This window comes from Microbulbifer mixtoriginis (SeqCode) (assembly GCF_052466765.1).
Genome location: NZ_CP174289.1, coordinates 2,916,048 through 2,934,223 on the forward strand (window position 1 = coordinate 2,916,048; position 18,176 = coordinate 2,934,223).

The window sequence follows — 18,176 nt, forward strand, 5'->3', positions numbered from 1 at the left end:
CGGAAAATGTACAAAAAATAACCATTTGTTACAAATTGTGACCTGCTAATTAGGAAATATTTGAAGGCTTTCGTTGGTAAATTTTTTTACGGATGCTACTCCCATTGCGTTCTCGTAGCTGCTGGCGGGGGAATTAGCATTAGAAACAGGAGACAGCGTTGTCATTCAGTGGGCAAGCTTAAAAAATCATTTTTTTTGCGACTATTCAGTTTTTTTCCTAAAGCAGAGGCACTTTTTTGGGGGGCGCCTGGGGCATTGACCTATTTATCCCTGTGATAAATATCTCGGCGGAATTGAGGGCGCCCTTCGGCATCTATCCAAGCTGTCATATAAACGATAAAGAGTTTAGGGGCGGGTTTGATGGCTACTTTTAGAGGTTCGTCCCCGGTTGCGGCCTCGGCGATGCGGGTCCTGTCCCACCCCTGGGTTTCTAGCAGGTTATAGGCCAATTCCTCGGGTTGATGCAGGCGCACACAGCCGTGACTAAAAGCTCTATGGTGCTCTGTGAACAGGCTTTGCGCCTGGGTGTCGTGTAGGAATATGGCCTGCTTATTGGGAATAACGAACTTCACTTTACCTAGGGTGTTATCTGGCCCGCTGACCTGGCGCATGGTGGCGTGGCCACCTGCGGCCCTCTGCAAGCTTTCATCGGTGATCGGGGAAGTTTTGCCACCGCGATACTGGATGACCCGATAACCGCGGCGGTGCATGGCTGCAGGGTTGTGCCGTGCTTTGGGGAGTAACTCTGTGATGAGGATACTGCGCGGCACTGTCCAGGTGGGGTTGAATACCACACTGGTAATGCGGGTGTGTAAATTGGGTGTGCGGCTGCTGTTCTTGCCCACCACGGTTTTCATATCCAGCTTGATACGTCCATCTTCCACCAATTGCAGGCGGTAGTTGGGCACATTTACCAGCACATAGCGCCCTTCTTTCTGAGAGGGGAGCTTGTCCCAGCGCTGTGCATTTCTAACCATCTGTTCTGCTCTCTCGATGGGGGAAACCGACAGGGCCGTGAGGGTTTCTCCCTCGGCAACACCACTTGGCACCAAGCCGTGGCGGCGCTGGAAACGCTCAAGTGCCGACTGCAATGCGCTGTCGAAACGCATAGGGTCCTTCTGTGGAGATGATACCGGGCCGGGTTGTCCACGATAATCGCCGTATAGTTCGAGCAGTTTTCGCAATTGCAGCACCCGCTCGTTCTTATCTCCGGCTTGCAGGGGGCCACCCTGGGGTATAGGGCGCCAATGTTTGGCTAGGTTTTTGTAATGCAGGGCTTCGCTGCGCAGTTGGTCTCCCATAAGGGCAATATCCAGAGCTGCAGCACCCTTGGAAGACTGGCCGCCGCTTATTGAGGCGGCCGAGGCAATGGCCACTGTCAGGAGAGCAGCTAACCCTAGATGGCGGGGATACCAAGCCATAGTGAACTCCCACCAGATTGATGATACTCAGCCACGATTGGTCCCTTTTCCGGCTTTGTCCCGTTGATAGATATCCGGGCGGAACTGCAGTTGGCCGTTTTCATCCACCCAGGCAGTCCAGTAGGCGATATATACCGGTAAAGGGTTTTTCAGCGCTACGCCATGGGTACGACCGCTCATCAGCGCTCGCTCAATGCGGGCGTTGTTCCAGCGATTTTGTTGGGCGAGCATCATGCGAGCAAATTTCAGGGGTTTTTCCAGGCGTATGCAGCCGTGGCTGAAAGCGCGTTGAGATTTCTTGAACAGGTGCTTGCTGTTGGTATCGTGCAGGTAAATGGCGTGACGGTTAGGTATCACAAATTTGACCCGTCCCAGCGCATTTCCCGGTCCTCCTTTTTGCTGCAGGGTTACCTGGCCCCGGCGCACTGCGGCGACATTTCCACGGGTGAAAGGTACCGCCCGGCCGCGATGATTGATTAAGCGGTAGCCCTTGGCACTCAGCGCCGAGCTGCCCTTTGGCAGAAGCTCCCGTAAGGCGATATTGGGGGGGACTCGCCAAACTGGATTGAATTCCAGGCGTGTCATGCGCGTGGTAAGTTGTGGGGTCTTGTGCTTGGGCTTGCCCACCACCACTTTCATACGGAATTGCTCGCGCTCGTCGTCGATCAAGCGCAAGTTGAACTCGGGAACATTAACGACGATATAACGGGGCCCTAAATCCTTTGGGAGGTTTTCCCAGCGTTTGATATTGGCTGCCAGAATCCGAACCAGCTTATCCGGGTTAGTGTTGAGGCGACTGCGGGTGCGCTCATCCACCAGGGCATCCCCTTTTAGGCCGTGGCGGCGCTGGAATCGGCGCACAGCCTCTTGTAGGGGCTTGTCGTAGACGTCACCTGTAAGTGTTTCTTTGGAGCCTTTGCTGGGAAAATCCCTGGGGCGGAAATCGCCGTAGAGCATTAACAAACTGCGCAACTGAGCTATTCTCGGTCCCCGGCTTCCCGGAGTAATTGGCTGTCCGCCATCCAGCGGTTGCCAATGATCCCCCTCGGCCAGTGTCTGGTAGCGAGCCAGCTCCTCACTGAGGAGAGTGTACTGTCTGCCATAGGGGGAAAAGGGATCTCTCCCTGGCACAGGTAGATCAAGGTCTGCCCCTGCGCTCGCCAAGGACGGGGAGCTATCAACCCCCAGCACAAGGGCCAATATAAAAGCCATGGTGCCACTGTGGATTGATTTGCTCTGCAAGGAGGAGAGATAGCCAGCACCCATAAGTCACCCCAGTAAGCGAAATCGGATCAGAGAGACTGATCACCCTGCTCACATTGGTAACTTGTGACTCTTGAGCCCTAAATAATTTTGAGGAATGGATCGGGGCTATGCGCCGAGGAAAAAGACTATGAGGGGGTATTATTGGAGGCTATGGGACGGCCCCGAAGGCCGCCCCATACTTGCTCAAAATTGATTGTCGCTCAAACCATCCTTGCGATAGATATCGGGGCGAAAATTCAGCCGGCCCTTTCCGTCCACCCAGGCAGTCCAGTAGGTGATATAGACCTTAACCAAGCGGACTAAGTCGACCTCGGTGGTCTTCTCTCCGACAGTGAGCTGGTCGATGCGCCACTGGTCCCAGTCCCCCTGAGGGCGCAGAAGAGCCTCAGCCAGGTGGCGGGGTTTTTCCAGGCGGATACAGCCGTGGCTGTAATCCCGGTCTGTGAGAGAGAAGAGAGTGCGGGCGCGAGTATCGTGCAGGTAAATATCGTGTTTATTGGGAATTTCGAATTTCACTCGCCCCAAAATATTTTCCTCTCCACCCATCTGGCGCATAAGGAAAGACCCAGCACCGGCGGCTGACAAGTTACTAGCGGTCAGCGGCAGGTGTTCCCCTCTGCCATTGACGACTCGGTAACCCATGTTCTCCATGCCTGCAGGATTCTTGCGTGCCTTGGGCAGAATTTCATTCACCAAGATACTGCGTGGCACTGTCCAGGTGGGGTTGAATACCACCTTGCTGACCCGGGTGGTGATCTCGGGAGTAGCGTGTTTCTTCTTGCCCACGACCACATTCATGGCCAGTTTTACCCGGTTGTTCTCCACATACTGGAGGCGGTACGCGGGTATATTCACCTGGATAAAGCGATCCCCAAGGCTGGCAGGAAGCTCTTCCCTGCGCAGGATATTCATCTCAACAATTTTTGCTCGCGCTGAGGGGGATAGGTTGAGTCGCTTGCGTGTGCCGCGGCCCACAATTCCGTCTGGCTTGAGGCCGTGGCGCTTCTGGAAGCGTAGTAGCGCTTCATGTAGGCCCCGGTCAAAGCGGTTGGGGTCTCCTCCGCCATAGCTATAGCGGCTCTGATAGTCCCCGTAGAGGGTGAGCAATTCTCTCAGGCGGGCCACATGGGGGTGGCGAGCACCCATCGTCATCACCGGCCCCGGAGGTATCGGGCGCCAGCGGCCACTGTCGGAGATTCTGCGCAGGCGTTCCAGCTCGTTTCGCAGGGCATAGACGTCGCTACCGTAAGGCGTGTTTTCTTCGAAATAGGGCCCCTCACTGTTTTCTGAGCGTGCTGCCCTGGTTCTTTCCTGGGGATGACTATTGCGGCCCTGATTGTAGTAAACCCTGCTGCCGCCTCTCGTTGCTCCAGAGGAACCACTGTCACTGGAGGTGTTGTAGCGTGTGCGATAGCGGCGAGTGTCAGAAGGCCTTGAAGAGCTGCGTTCGTTGTCAGTGTTGTAGTCGCGGGAGTAGTAGCGACTGCGTGGTTTACTGCCGATCATGCGCGCTCGATCATAGCCGCGAAAGTACTTGCGTCCGCTGGGCTCGTTGGATGCCTGCTGTGGGGCATTGCCGAAGGCTACCATGCGAAATCCTTGGTGCTCCCGCAGAACCGGTGTAATTCCTCGGCGCGGACGGCTTTTGGGGGTGATTCTGTCGAGCTGGGTATCCTGTGCGTAAGAGACGAAGGCGTCTGTCAGCAGAATATCCAGTACTGCGGCCATTTGCAGGCGCTGGGGAGTGTCCCGCAAGGTGCGGTCGAAGTACCCCAGGTGGTAACGATAATCCACCATGCTGCTTGGGTTGCCAGAGCTGGCAGCTGTTAGCTGCTTGAGGAGATCGTTGGCGCTGTCACTCAGGTTGTAATTATCAAACCACAGCAGGCGATAATTAGTACGCTGGTAAATCCTGCGCACTGCCGCCGGGTTGAAAATGGGATCTTGGGCCGGCCATGCATCTGGGTTTTCCTCCAGCCAGTGCACCAAATGTGGGCGTACTGCACTCTCCGGCAATACTGGCACCGTTTTCTGGTTAGCGGAAAAGGCGTAATAGAGGATGGAGACACAGAGACTGCCTAGCACCAGCAGGGGCAGTAGTGATTTGCGTTTGCGCTGCTCTGGGTTGAAGTAAGACATGGTACCTCAGCGATACTGCAGGGGCCCGGTGTTGTCTTGTGGATAATGCCGGACGCCAGATCGTTCATACCTTCCGAACCTGTGGCGAGCCCATCCAGAGACTGTTAGGTGTCTAGCGTTGACTCGCACTTGTCATGCGTCCCGCGCGACTTCCTCTAATGTAAGACCACAATTGGCGTCACGCTTGCGCGAAACTCAACCAATCTCAGCCTGTGAAACTAAGTATGGCAATAAATGCGGAATTTGCTTGGCGTTTCTTTCCTCTGAGGATAAGAGGCTTGGTAATCTGTGATGAAGGCACGCAAATCTTAGCCCTTACCGCGATATGGTTCTGTTATTGACAGAAATTTGTCTGCTATGGCTTCGGGGCTTGGGCGATTAGATACGGCCAATTTTTTCAATAACCCCTAAAAACCCTACAGATTTCAGGGGCTTGGGATAAAGGATTCAGGGGATGGAAAAGTGGCGAATTGGCCCATACGGATTGCCCTGGGAAAAGCTCTGTTCCCATAACTGGGTCTGGCCATCCCGGTGAACTGCTATGAGGGTGCTGGCACGTGTGCCATAGCCTTGCAGAGTGTCGCTTAAATCTTGCCCGCCTGGCAGTTGATTCTTTCTCTGGGATATCTGCACAAATATTGGCGACAGGGCGCGCTCCATTGACAAACTCACGCCGGTATCTGGCAGCTCCGCATCTGCAGCGGGGGCCCTGTCCTGCAGCAGGTTGAAGGCCGGTTCAATAAAGTTCTCCCGGCCAATGGGGCCTTCAATTTGCCGTGTAATTTGTGCCAGCCCCGCCTTGCCCTTTTCCACCTTGGGCCAGGGAGCATCGGGTGCGCCATTGGAGATACCGTGTACTCCGGCAGAGAAAGCGAAGGGCTTATGCCTATTGCCCGCGCAGTAGAGGGGGGGGGCTTTATCCAGTGCGAATAGCAGCGCATTAAAGCCCCGATAGTGCTGTCCTTCGAGTTCCCCTGCGAACTGCTCGGGGGAATCATCGCCGGTTAGGAATTTATAAGGAATTTCCCCGCGAGATAGGGCATTTTCGGGCTCTGCCCTTCCGGGCTCGCGGATATTGGTCACTGCGGCCACCCGCCGCGCAGAGATCCCTGCCCAGGTTCCGCCAGCCTGCAGGTCGCGCCCAGCGACTATTTGCCTCCCCTCTGGCCCATTCTTCCAGGGTTCGGCGGGGGCACTCTTCCTGACGTAAAATTCATCTCTATTGGCGATAAGTAGCAGCGGGTAGTCGGGATGGCAACGGTAGGCAAACAACAGTAGGCACATAGTGTTTTCCTAAAGGTGGGCTTTTAGCGCGCCTCTTTCGCTGGGGGGCGCTTTGCGACCATAATACGCTCTTCGCCAACAATCTCGATTCCCCCATGCTGACTTATCCAGAAATCAATCCGGTGGCCATTGCTATAGGCCCTTTAAAAGTACATTGGTACGGGCTGATGTACCTGTTCGGTTTCGTTGCTGCCTGGTGGTTGGCGCTGCGGCGTAGCACTCGGCCCTGGTCTCCAGTTATTAAATCGGAAGTGGAGGACTTGATTCTCTACTGCGCTATCGGTGTGGTGGTCGGTGGGCGCCTCGGCTACATGTTTTTCTACAACCTGCCGCAGTTGATGGAGAATCCGCTCTCTCTGTTCAAAGTCTGGGAAGGGGGCATGAGTTTCCATGGTGGCCTGGTTGGCGTGATGTTGGCCACCGTCATTTATGCCCGAAAAATTGGTTCAACTTTTCCCGCGCTGATTGATTTTGTCGCCCCACTGGTACCTATCGGCCTGGGACTGGGGCGTCTGGGTAACTTTATCGGTCAGGAGCTCTGGGGCCGCCCAACAGAGGGGCCCTGGGGAATGGTCTTTCCCAAGGACCCGGAGCTGTTGGCCAGGCATCCGTCGCAGTTATATCAGGCCTTCCTGGAAGGGCTAGTGCTCTTCGCAGTGCTCTGGTGGTTCTCCAGCAAGCCGCGCCCGCGCCTCGCCGTTGGCGGTATGTTTGTGTTGCTCTACGGAATTTTCCGTTTCCTGGTGGAATTTGTCAGGGAGCCAGACGGTCATATCGGCTTCGACTTGTTCGGCTGGATGACTCGCGGTCAGCTTTTGAGTCTGCCGATGATTATTGCCGGTATCGCTCTATTGGTTTGGAGCTATCGTACCCAGCCGCTGCCCGAAGGGCGCGGCAAGGGTGGAAACAAAGAAAACCGTTCTCAAGTAAATGGCGGAGCCTAGTTAGAAATGAAGCAGTACCTCGATCTAATGCGCCATGTGCGCGAAAACGGCACAGTAAAAGGGGATCGTACCGGCACCGGTACCCTGAGCGTATTTGGCTACCAGATGCGCTTTAACTTGGCAGAGGGTTTCCCTTTAATTACTACAAAGAAGTGTCATTTACGCTCCATCATTCACGAACTGTTGTGGTTTTTGCAGGGAGACACCAACATTCGCTACCTGCAGGAAAACAAGGTGCGAATCTGGGATGAATGGGCTACCGAAGATGGGGATTTGGGGCCAGTTTACGGCCACCAGTGGCGCTCTTGGCCCACGCCTGATGGTCGTAAAATTGACCAGGTGGAAGAGCTGGTGCAGCAGTTGAAAACCCGTCCAGATTCCCGCCGTCTGATGATCAGTGCCTGGAATCCGGCGGACCTGCCCGATGAGGGCGTCTCCCCGGCGGAAAATGCCCGTGAAGGGCGCATGGCGCTCGCCCCTTGCCACGCCTTGTTCCAGTTTTATGTGGCGGATGGCAAGTTGTCCTGCCAGTTGTACCAGCGCAGTGCGGATATCTTCCTTGGGGTGCCTTTCAATATTGCCTCCTACAGCTTGCTAACGTTGATGCTGGCCCAAGTGTGTAACCTTGAGCCAGGTGAGTTTATTCATACTTTTGGCGATGCCCACCTCTACTCCAATCATCTGGAGCAGGTTGATCTGCAGCTGCAACGGGAACCACACCCCCTACCGACAATGCACCTCAATCCGGATGTCAAAGACCTGTTCGCCTTCCGTTTCGAGGATTTCGATCTGCAGGATTACCAGGCGTATCCACATATTCCGGCTCCAGTTGCGGTTTGAATAGGAGAGACACTGTGGATACCCCGATTGCCCTAATCGCGGCTGTGGCCCGTAACGGTGCCATTGGCAGAGATAACGAGTTGCCCTGGCGTCTTTCTGGCGACCTGCAGTTCTTCAAGCGCACTACTATGGGCAAGCCTGTGGTGATGGGACGTAAGACCTTTGAGTCGATTGGCCGCCCGCTACCTGGACGTGTCAATATCGTGATTACCCGCAACCCTGATTGGCAGGCCGACGGTGTCGAGGTGGCAAGCACCTTGGAAGCTGCACTGGAACTTGCCGATAAGCACGCACAGGAAGCAGGGGCCGGCGAGCTGATGGTGATCGGCGGGGCACAGATTTATCGCCTCAGTATGCCCTATGCCGCGCGGCTCTATGTTACCGAAGTAGATGCTGAAGTGGCGGGAGATGCATTTTTTCCTGAAGTTAATGACTCATGGGTCGAAGTTGCACGAGAGTGTTACCCTGCTTGCGACAAGAATGAGTATAACTACGCATTAGTTCAGTACGACAGATTTAAATAAAAACAATTTGATTAAAAGTTGATCAATCTGTTAAATTCTGCGACAGCCAACACAGGGAATAGCGCCGTCAATGTGTGCAAGCGACCCGGTCTTGTTACCCGGTTGTTACTTTGCTACCCACGCGGGCCGATGCTGGCAATCGGCATTTGAATAATCAAATCGGCTGTTTACAATGTGCGGCTCTTAGCTGTCTTCTAACCAATGTTTTTAAAACAAAAGGACACCGCGTTGTGGCAGCTATCTCATCGCGACCATGTTGTGAAATATTGAACCCACTGGGGGGTCTAATGAAAACCAAGCGATTCATGGCTGTGGCGCTGACCACTGCGCTGTCTGCCGGCGCGCTCTACGGCAGCGTAGCCACTGCGGATACTCTCGATAACGTACTCGCCGTCGGCCAGCAGAAAACCACTGCGGCCCAGGCATCGCAAAAACGCATCGACAAGATTGCCGAAGAAACCAGCAGCCTGCTGCAGGACTTCAAGGTGGTCAATAAAGAAATCGATGGTCTGCGAGTGTACAACCGTCAGCTGGAAAAGCAGCTGGCCAACCAGCTCGAAGTGATCAATGAGCTGGACGAGTCCATTGCCAACGTTACTGTAATCGAACGTCAGATCCAGCCGCTGATTTTGCGTATGCTGGACGGCCTGGAGCAGTTCATCGAACTGGATGCACCGTTCAAGCTGGACGAGCGTATGGCCAACCTCGAAGGCGTTAAGAACAATATGGATCGTTCCGATATTACTGTTGCGGAGAAATTCCGCCAGGTACTGGAGCTGTACAATTTCGAAGCGGAATACGCGCGTAAGATCGACACTTACGGCGATACCCTGAATGTAAATGGCCAAGAGCGCCAGGTGAACGTGCTGCAGATCGGCCGTATCGCCCTGCTGGCTCAGACCACCGACTCCTCGATCTCCCTCGCCTATGACAAAGGCCAGAAAGCCTGGGTTGAGATCGATGCTGGCGAATACCGCCGCGCTCTCATGAACGGTCTGAAAATCGCCAAGAAGCAGGCCACTATCGATATCATGACTATGCCGATCGCGGCTCCGGAGGCAGCGCAATGAAATCCTCTATCGCCAAACGCGTACTAGTTGCAGCAGCGGCTGGCCTGATCAGCTTCTCTGCTGTCGCCCAGGAAAAAGCAGCTTCTCTCGATGACCTGCTGAAAATGGTTCAACAGTCCAAGGTTGCTGAATCCAAAGAGCACAAGCAGCGTGAAGCTGAGTTCCGTCGCCAAAAGGCCAATCAGCAATCTTTGCTGAAAAAGGCTAAAGACACTCGCACTGCGGAAGAAAAGCGCTCTGCTGAACTGGAAAAGAAATACCAGGAGCAGGAAGTTGCTGTAGATCAGAAGCGCCAGCAATTGGACGAGCGCCTGGGCTCTCTGAAAGAGCTGTTCGGCCATATGTCTTCCACTGCGGCAGATCTACGCTCGAACATTGGTTCCTCCCTGGTTTCCGCCCAATATCCCAACCGTACCGAATTTATCGACGGTCTGCTGGCCAAGATGAACAGCGCTACCAAGCTGCCGACAATCGAGGAAATCGAGCGTCTGTGGTTTGAAGTTCAACGTGAAACTCTGGAATCCGGCAAAGTAGTTAAGTTCAACGCTACCGTGATCAAGCCCAACGGTGAGCAGGCTCAACAGGAAGTTGTCCGTGTTGGTAACTTCAACCTGGTTTCCAACGGTAAATACCTGGAAATGAACGACGCCTACCAGCTGGCCGAGCTGATTCGCCAGCCAGATGCCAGCTTCCAGAAGATGGCGGAAGGCTTACAGGCCTCCACCGCTGGCTTCAGTGCTTTCGGTGTTGATCCGACTGGTCCTACCGGCGGCTCCTACCTGAAAGCCATGATCAACAGCCCCGATATTGTTGAGCGTTGGCACCAGGGTGACATCGTTGGTTACATCATTACTGCTGTTGGTGTATTCGCAATGCTGCTGGCTATCTTCCGCCTGATCGTACTGACTGGCGTGAGTGCCAAGGTAAATGCTCAGCTGCGCTCTTCTACCCCGAACACCAATAACCCGCTGGGCCGTGTACTGGCTGTTGCGGAAGAGAACAAAGGTGTCGATGGTGAGACTCTCGAGCTGAAGATGGAAGAGGCGGTCCTGAAAGAGCGTCCGGCCATCGAGTCCGGTCTCAACCTGCTGAAGATTATTGCCATGGTAGCTCCGCTGCTGGGTCTGTTGGGTACCGTTACCGGTATGATCGTAACCTTCCAGGCAATTACCATCTTTGGTGCTGGTGATCCTAAAGCAATGGCTGGTGGTATTTCTTCTGCCTTGATCACTACCGTTCTCGGTCTGTGTGTGGCTATCCCCACTGTACTGATGCACACCATTGTTAATGCTCGTGCCAAGCGCGTCCTGCATATTCTTGAAGAGCAGAGCGCTGGTATCGTGGCGGAAAACGCCGAGCGTAAATAAGAGGAGGCGGCAACATGCACGCATTAATCGACGCATGGGCCGCCGTCAACGCCTTTATGGCGTCGGGCGGGCCAGTACTGTTCCTGATCGCCGGCCTGACCTTCTTTATGTGGACGCTGATTTTTGAACGTGTTTTCTACTTTAACAAAGCGTTAAAGAGTGACGTTCAGGGTGCGGTAGACCAGTGGGAAGAGCGCAGTGAGCGCAAATCCTGGGCCTCCCACCAGATCCGCTACGCGATGATCTCCCGGGTTTCCGAGAAAATTCAGGACAATATGGACATGATCCAGGCCTGTGTTGCCCTAGCGCCCCTGTTCGGGCTGCTGGGCACGGTTTGGGGCATGATCAACGTGTTCGATGTTCTCGCAATTACCGGTGGCGGTGACGCTAAGCAGATGGCCAGTGGTGTATCCATGGCAACTATCCCGACGATGGCGGGTATGGTTGCGGCCCTCTCCGGAGTATTCGCCAACACCTACCTCGCCCGTAAGGCCGAGCGTGAGACCCAGTTGTTGGAAGATCATCTGACCATGGATCACTAAGCACACATCAGCGAATAGGCCAGCTTATTTGCTGTGAAGGTTTAGCCAAGCCAGAAATTTTCGCCAGGGGCGCTCTCTGAGGGCCCCCGACGAGAAAGTTCGCTAAGAGAGTTGCTATGAGCAAAAGACAAAATACGGCAGAAGAAGAAGCCGGCGCTATTGACCTCACGCCTATGCTGGACGTGGTGTTCATCATGCTGATCTTCTTTATCGTCACTGCGACCTTTATTAAGGAACCGGGTGCTGATGTTGTTAAGCCGGAAGCGACAACCGCAGAACTCAAAGCCACCTCTATTCTGGTAGCGATTAACGATAGTGATGAGATCTGGATTGCCAAAGAGAAAGTTGATGAGCGCCAGGTAAGAATTGTCCTGGAGCGCCTCTACTCGGAAAACCCGAAAGGGTGGTTGGTGATTCAGCCCGATAAGGAAGCGAGTATTGAAAAGATCGCCCTGATTGCGGAAGCAGCCAGGAAGATTGGTATCAAGAAAGTTTCGGTCGCGACAGAAAAGAGTTAACAGCTATGAATCCGGTAAGACTTCTTGGGGCAGGTACGCTGGCAGTAGCCACAACCTTTGGCCTCATCTTCACCATGCATCAGCTGATTCAGGCAAATATGGGCGCTCCAGAGGAAAAGGAGCAGTTCAAAGTTGCCGATGTGGTGATGCCTGAGCAGAAGATCGAAACACAATACGACACGACCAAGCCGGTGAAACCGGAGGATCCTGAAACTCCGCCGCCGGAAATGCCTGAGCCGGAGTTTGAGGAGCCGGACATCGATGGCGGTATCAGTATCTCTGCGCCCAAGGCGTCTGGCGGTGTCAAGCTGTCTGGTTTTAGCTTTGGTGAGGGTGACTACCTGCCCATCGTTAAGGTTCAGCCCCAGTATCCACGCCGTGCACTTCAGCGGGGTATGGAAGGCTATGTAATCGTAGAGTATACGGTGACCACCAATGGTTCTGTGCGCGATCCTATTGTGATCGAAGCCTTTACCCTGGATGGCAAGCCCACCTCTGTTTTTAACAGGGCCGCACTCAAGTCCGCGCTGAAGTATAAATACAAGCCGCGGGTAGTTGATGGCAAGCCGACCGAAGTCCCGAATGTGCGGACTAAGATCAGCTTTAATATGGCTAAGGACTAAGGAGGAAGCACTATGAAGTTGACAAGCATTAGCAAAAGTTTGTCCAAGCTCGCGCTGCGCACCTCAGTAGCATTGCCCCTGGTCTTGGCACCAGCACTCAGTGTTACCGTGCTCGAAGCAGCGGGTGTTTCCGCACCTTTCGCCTCTGCCCAGGCCCAGGAGCAAAAAAAGCCCAGCAACCAGAAGAGCCGCAAAGTACCGGCTATGCGCGAAGCCGCGTATAAAAAGTTGGAGAAAGCCCAGGAAGCTGCTGATGCAGAAGATTGGGCGGGCGCTTTAGTTGCACTTCAAGAGATGGATGCGAGTAAGAAACGGTACAACGGCTATGAGATAGCTCAGATGTACAATTTCTTCGGTGTGGTTTACTACAGTACCGAGCGCTACAAAGAGGCCATCCCCTACTTTAAGAAAGTGCTGAACCAGGGCGAAAAAAACCTGCCGGTTGCACTTGAAGTGGGAACCTTGTTTACCCTCGCGCAGCTCTACTTTGTTACCGAGGATTACAAGCAGGCGATTAATTACCTGAATAAATGGTTCAAGGTCTCTGATCGTATAACTGCCGACTCTTATGCATTGCGTGCCCAGGCCTATAACCAGGTTGGTAATCAGAGCAAAGCGCTGGCGGATATCAATATTGCGGTATCCATGTATGAGAAAGAAGGCAAGGTGCCCAAGGAAGGTTGGTACGGTCTTCAGCAGTACGTGTACTTCGAGCGCAACGACTACAAAAAAGTAGCTGGTGTTCTTGAGAAGCTGGTACAGCACTATCCCAAGCCTGTGTACTACAAAACACTGGCGGCTATGTATGGCGAGCTGAAGCGCGATAAAGATCAGCTGCATATGATGGAAGCCGCTTATCTGGCAGGTGCGCTGGAGAAGGATCGGGACCTGTTGAATATGGGTTATCTCTTTATGGGGCACGAAATGCCTTATAAAGGTGCCAAGGTGATTGCCAAAGGTATCCAAGAGAAGAAGATCCCTCGTACAGCCAAGAACCTGGAAACGCTTGCTCAGGCGTATCAGATGGCTCAGGAGCTGCAAAAAGCGATTCCCCAGTTGGAAGCTGCAGCTCAATTGTCTGATAAGGGTGAAATCTACTCGCGCCTGGCCGGGATCTACCTGGACCTGGACCAGAATGAGAAGGCCGTTTCCATGGGCAAAAAAGCTCTGGCAAAGGGCAAGATCAAGCGTGTCGACACTCTACATATTGTGTTAGGTATGGCTAATGCCAACCTGAAGCGCTATGACGCGGCAATAAAAAGTCTTAGAGAAGCCTCGAAAGATGAGCGCTCTGAGAAGTTTGCCAAGCAGTGGATGGAATTTGTGAAGGGTGAGCAGGAGAGGGAAAAGCAATTGGCAATTTAATCGCTTAGTTACTTTTCAATCCCAGAAAAGCCGTACAGAGATGTGCGGCTTTTTTTATGCCCCGGTTTCCTCTTTCAGTAATATTAAATGCTGCTATAACCTGTATTTACGAACTATTTGCATTTTTTCGTGAATTGGCTAATGATTAAAGTCAGCTGATCAGCTTTTTCCATTTCGGCATTCAGATGCCTTTTACGCGCCCTAATAACAATAGGAGAGGTGTTATGGATAGAGCTTGCACGCCATTTTCCAGCCCCGATTTTTTCCCTACCCATTTGCTTACTGGTTATGCCAAAGGCTTGGCTTACGCTGCTCTGATTACTCTCGGTTTGATTTTTGCAATGAGTCAGTTGATCTCCACAAATTTTGTGGAGCCGGTGGCCAAGCCGTTACCGACGATTCAACCTATAGATATGACCGACAAGAAAGTGGTTACCCAGCAAGAGTATCAGGCTCCGCCGAGCCCTCAGGATCTTCCGCCACCGCTAGAGCGTACTGAGGTGATTAGAGAAGTGGAGACTATAAATACCATCCCAACGATTACTCCTCCGGTTACTGAATCTGGTAATAATCCAGCTATCGTATCGAGAGAGCCTGTGCCTGTTTATAAGGCTACACCGCGTTACCCGAGCACGGCTATGCGCAGAGGTATAGAAGGTTATGTAGTTGTGGAGTTTACGATAACCAAAACCGGTGCGGTGCGCGATGTGCGTGTTATTGCTGGCTATGACAGCGCCGGCAATCCAACCAATGTATTTAATCGTTCGGCACAGGCTGCGGCAGAGCGGTTTAAATATCAGCCACAAGTGGAAGATGGCCACACCGTCGAGCGGTATGGTGTTCGCAATCGGATCACCTATAAACTTGCACAATAAAAAAACGGCCCGTTTGGGCCGTTTTCTAATTTCTGTATATCTGCTTAATCAATTTCCCTTACCGCACCGCGATCAGCGCTGGTGGCGAGTAATGCATAGGCTTTTAGGGCCTTGCTGACTTTGCGGGGGCGCTCGTTTTGGGGTTTCCAGCCCTGCTGGCCGAGCCCTTCCATTTCCTGGCGGCGATTCTCAAGCTGCTCTTCACTGAGGGCAATCTCAATTTTGCGCGCCGGTATATCGATTCGGATTGGATCGCCATCCTGCACCAGGGCGATATTTCCTCCAGATGCAGCCTCTGGAGAAACGTGGCCGATAGAGAGGCCAGAGGTGCCCCCGGAAAAACGTCCATCGGTAATCAGGGCACAGTGTTCCCCAAGGCCCTTGGATTTTAGGTAGCTGGTGGGGTACAGCATTTCCTGCATACCAGGCCCGCCTTTAGGGCCCTCATAGCGAACAATTACCGCCTGGCCTTTCTGTACTTTACCTTCGAGAATATGGGCAACCGCCTCTTCCTGGCTCTCGACAACATGGGCCGGGCCCTCAAATTGCCACAGTGTCTCGTCCACACCAGAGGTTTTTACTACACAGCCATTAGGGGCCAGGTTACCGAATAAAACTGCCAGCCCGCCCTCAGCAGAATAAGCGTGCTCGGCTGAGCGAATGCACCCTTGCTGACGATCGGCATCCAGAGTTGGCCAGCGACAGGCCTGGCTAAATGCGGTCTGTGTGGGAATACCTGCGGGACCAGCCCGGTAGAAGTCATGCACCGATTGCTGATCGGTGCGAGAAATATCCCATTGCCTTAGTGCATCCGCTAATGAGCCACCGTAGGCGGTGGGCAGGGAGGCATCAATTAACCCAGCAGATTCCAATTCGCCGAGAATCGCCATTACCCCACCGGCTCGGTGGACGTCCTCCACATGGTACTTCTCTGTGTTAGGTGCGACTTTGCACAGTTGCGGCACCTCGCGTGAGAGTCGATCGATATCCTGTAAGTTGAAGTCGATATCGCCCTCCTCGGCTACGGCGAGTAGATGCAATATCGTGTTGGTCGAGCCGCCCATGGCGATATCGAGAGCCATGGCATTCATAAAGGCTGCGCGGTTGGCGATATTGCGAGGCAGGGCGCTCCCGTCATTTTCTTCGTAGTAACGCTTGGTCAGCGAGACGATTTCTCGTCCGGCGCGCAGGAACAATTCTTTGCGGTCCGCATGGGTGGCCAACAGGGTGCCGTTGCCTGGCAGTGAGAGGCCCAACGCCTCAGTCAGACAGTTCATGGAGTTGGCGGTGAACATGCCGGAGCAGGAACCGCAGGTGGGGCAGGCAGAGCGCTCGTACTCCGCAACCTCTTCGTCAGAGGCTGTATCTGTGGCGGCGATCACCATGGCATCCACCAGATCGAGCTTGTGGTCGGCCAGTTTGGTCTTGCCAGCCTCCATTGGTCCGCCGGATACAAAAATAACCGGGATATTCAGGCGCAGGGCAGCCATCAGCATGCCCGGAGTGATCTTGTCACAGTTGGATATACATACCAGGGCATCAGCGCAGTGGGCGTTGACCATGTATTCCACCGAGTCGGCGATAATCTCACGGCTGGGCAGGCTGTAGAGCATGCCATCGTGGCCCATGGCGATACCATCGTCTACGGCGATGGTATTGAATTCCTTGGCGACACCGCCGGCTCGCTCGATCTCCCTTGCCACCAGCTGCCCCATATCTTTGAGGTGTACGTGCCCGGGTACAAACTGAGTGAATGAATTGGCGATGGCGATAATCGGCTTGTGGAAATCCGCATCGGTCATACCTGTGGCACGCCACAGGGCACGGGCGCCGGCCATATTGCGTCCGGCGGTGGAGGTACGGGAACGATATCTGGGCATGGTACAAGCATCCGGCTGTGTAAATTAGAGCGTCAGCTTAGCAAAAAAAGCCTATATCTGGGATGTTTTCGCGCAGTGCGGATCCACTGCGCTACTTACTAGGATAGGTATTGCGATAGGAGAGAGTTAAGACATACCGTCCTGGCCGAGCTGTTTGCGCAGAATGCGTGAATTGCGCTGGATGTTGTACAGGGATTTACGTGAGGCTGGCAGATCACTCACCCCGACCTGATCAAACCCCTGTTCGATAAACCAGTGTTCGGTTTGGGTGGTGAGCACATAGAGCTCGCGGATATTGACCGCTCGGGCTTGGCGTTCGAGGTGGCGCATCAGCTTGGCGCCGCGCCCACCGCCACGAAAATCTGGGTGGCTTGCCACGCAGGCAATCTCTGCGGCAGAAGTATCGTCGCTGTCGTCTCCAATAGGGTAGAGTGCGGCACAGGCTACGGGTGTACCATCGACCTCCACCAGGGTGAAATGATCTATCTCGGCTTCGAGCTTTTCCCGTGAGCGTCTTACCAAAACGCCTTGCTTCTCCAGTGGGCGAATCAGACCGAGAATCCCCCCTACATCGGTGATTCGCGCCCGGCGTACCACTTCATAACTATCCCGGTAGATCATGGTACCGGCGCCTTCACGGCGAAAAAGCTCCTGGATCAGAGAACCATTCTGGCAGTAACTGAGCAGGTGGACCCGGGCTATACCTGAATTGCAGGCCTGAATGGCACACTGCAGGGTTTTGCTCTGTATTCGGGTGGCGGATTGCTCGGCCTGCACAATACTGAGCTCGTTGATCGGATTACCATCAAGCATTAATTGCGCCGGCTCGCGGAACAGCACCAGTTTCTCGGCTCGCAGGACTCTAGCGGCCTCTGCGGCTAGGTCCAGGTAATTAATATTGAACAGTTCGCCGGTCAAAGAGGTCCCCAGGGGGGATAGTAGCACCAGTGCGCCCTGGTCTAGTGCCTGTTCAATAGTGTTGACTTCCATGCGCCTCACTGTGCCGGTCCAGCCCAGGTCGACACCATCCAGAACGCCGCATGGGCGTGCAGTAACCAGATTTCCAGAGATTACCTTCAGCGCTGAGCGCGCCATGGGGGAGTCGGGGAGCCCCTGGGAAAAGGCCGCTTCGATATCGAAGCGCAATCTGCCCACTGCGGCTTTTATCACTTCCAAGCTTTCCCGGTCGGTAACACGCTTGTTGCCGTGAAAACGGCCCTCAATGCCGCGCTCTTGCAGGGCGCGGTTGACTTGTGCACGGCAGCCATGCACCACTACCAGGCGGACTCCAAGGCTGGCGAGCAGCGCCAGATCGTGGACCAGGTTGCGAAAGTTGCTGTGTTCGAGCCCGTCGCCGGGAATGCCGACTACCAGAGTGCGACCGCGCAGGTCATTGATATAGGGCGCCGCATGGCGGAACCAATTGAGGGAGGCGTTCTCGTCGGTCACTAATACCTTTCCGTCTGTCGATGTATTTGCTTGTGTAAGGGGCGGATAAAAATTTAACTGAAGCCGGGC

General features: G+C 54.0%; 16 protein-coding genes. 10 read left to right on the plus strand and 6 right to left on the minus strand.

Annotated elements, in window-relative coordinates; genetic code table 11:
• Positions 1-260 precede the first annotated feature (260 nt).
• The 4 genes from ACJJIV_RS12965 to ACJJIV_RS12980 form a co-directional block, all read right to left on the minus strand.
• Positions 261-1,421 (minus strand): L,D-transpeptidase family protein, encoded by a 1,161-nt coding sequence (locus ACJJIV_RS12965; protein WP_444889209.1) that lies wholly within the window; start codon positions 1,419-1,421, stop codon positions 261-263.
• 27 nt (positions 1,422-1,448) lie between these two features.
• On the minus strand, positions 1,449-2,687 hold the full coding sequence (locus tag ACJJIV_RS12970; RefSeq protein ID WP_444889210.1) for a L,D-transpeptidase family protein: 1,239 nt from the start codon (positions 2,685-2,687) through the stop codon (positions 1,449-1,451).
• Positions 2,688-2,870: 183 nt separating this feature from the next.
• Positions 2,871-4,826, minus strand: a complete 1,956-nt coding sequence (locus tag ACJJIV_RS12975) for a L,D-transpeptidase family protein (RefSeq protein WP_444887395.1) — start codon at positions 4,824-4,826, stop codon at positions 2,871-2,873.
• Positions 4,827-5,273: 447 nt separating this feature from the next.
• A complete protein-coding gene (locus tag ACJJIV_RS12980; RefSeq protein WP_444889211.1) occupies positions 5,274-6,110 on the minus strand; it encodes an NRDE family protein in 837 nt (278 codons plus the stop codon).
• A gap of 95 nt (positions 6,111-6,205) precedes the next feature.
• Between ACJJIV_RS12980 and lgt the strand changes: the two genes are divergently transcribed.
• The 10 genes from lgt (at position 6,206) to ACJJIV_RS13030 (ending at position 14,778) form a co-directional block, all read left to right on the plus strand.
• Positions 6,206-7,054 (plus strand): prolipoprotein diacylglyceryl transferase, encoded by an 849-nt coding sequence (gene lgt, locus ACJJIV_RS12985; RefSeq protein ID WP_252083576.1) that lies wholly within the window; start codon positions 6,206-6,208, stop codon positions 7,052-7,054.
• Between the two features lie 6 nt (positions 7,055-7,060).
• Positions 7,061-7,894: a thymidylate synthase gene (locus tag ACJJIV_RS12990; RefSeq protein WP_444889212.1), complete on the plus strand. Its 834-nt coding sequence runs from the start codon at positions 7,061-7,063 to the stop codon at positions 7,892-7,894.
• A 14-nt stretch (positions 7,895-7,908) separates the two neighbouring features.
• Positions 7,909-8,418, plus strand: coding sequence for a dihydrofolate reductase (locus ACJJIV_RS12995; protein WP_444882982.1), 510 nt, complete (start codon positions 7,909-7,911; stop codon positions 8,416-8,418).
• A 287-nt stretch (positions 8,419-8,705) separates the two neighbouring features.
• Positions 8,706-9,488 (plus strand): DUF3450 domain-containing protein, encoded by a 783-nt coding sequence (locus ACJJIV_RS13000; protein WP_252083573.1) that lies wholly within the window; start codon positions 8,706-8,708, stop codon positions 9,486-9,488.
• A complete protein-coding gene (locus tag ACJJIV_RS13005) occupies positions 9,485-10,855 on the plus strand; it encodes a MotA/TolQ/ExbB proton channel family protein (protein WP_252083572.1) in 1,371 nt (456 codons plus the stop codon). The genes ACJJIV_RS13000 and ACJJIV_RS13005 overlap by 4 nt, the downstream gene beginning before the upstream one ends.
• 14 nt (positions 10,856-10,869) lie before the next feature.
• Positions 10,870-11,397, plus strand: coding sequence for a MotA/TolQ/ExbB proton channel family protein (locus tag ACJJIV_RS13010; protein WP_152455321.1), 528 nt, complete (start codon positions 10,870-10,872; stop codon positions 11,395-11,397).
• Between the two features lie 116 nt (positions 11,398-11,513).
• Positions 11,514-11,915: an ExbD/TolR family protein gene (locus ACJJIV_RS13015; protein ID WP_252083571.1), complete on the plus strand. Its 402-nt coding sequence runs from the start codon at positions 11,514-11,516 to the stop codon at positions 11,913-11,915.
• Between the two features lie 5 nt (positions 11,916-11,920).
• Positions 11,921-12,538, plus strand: a complete 618-nt coding sequence (locus ACJJIV_RS13020; protein WP_252083570.1) for an energy transducer TonB — start codon at positions 11,921-11,923, stop codon at positions 12,536-12,538.
• 12 nt (positions 12,539-12,550) lie between these two features.
• The gene (locus tag ACJJIV_RS13025; RefSeq protein ID WP_252083569.1) at positions 12,551-13,903 is read left to right on the plus strand and encodes a tetratricopeptide repeat protein; all 1,353 of its coding nucleotides are present in this window, start codon (positions 12,551-12,553) and stop codon (positions 13,901-13,903) included.
• A 224-nt stretch (positions 13,904-14,127) separates the two neighbouring features.
• A complete protein-coding gene (locus ACJJIV_RS13030) occupies positions 14,128-14,778 on the plus strand; it encodes an energy transducer TonB (protein ID WP_252083568.1) in 651 nt (216 codons plus the stop codon).
• Positions 14,779-14,822: 44 nt separating this feature from the next.
• Here ACJJIV_RS13030 and ilvD read toward each other — a convergent pair whose 3' ends face one another.
• Complete coding sequence (ilvD, locus tag ACJJIV_RS13035; protein ID WP_444889213.1) at positions 14,823-16,658, minus strand: dihydroxy-acid dehydratase; 1,836 nt, start codon at positions 16,656-16,658, stop codon at positions 14,823-14,825.
• A gap of 126 nt (positions 16,659-16,784) precedes the next feature.
• The gene (gene argA / locus ACJJIV_RS13040; RefSeq protein WP_252083566.1) at positions 16,785-18,107 is read right to left on the minus strand and encodes an amino-acid N-acetyltransferase; all 1,323 of its coding nucleotides are present in this window, start codon (positions 18,105-18,107) and stop codon (positions 16,785-16,787) included.
• Positions 18,108-18,176: the final 69 nt, after the last annotated feature.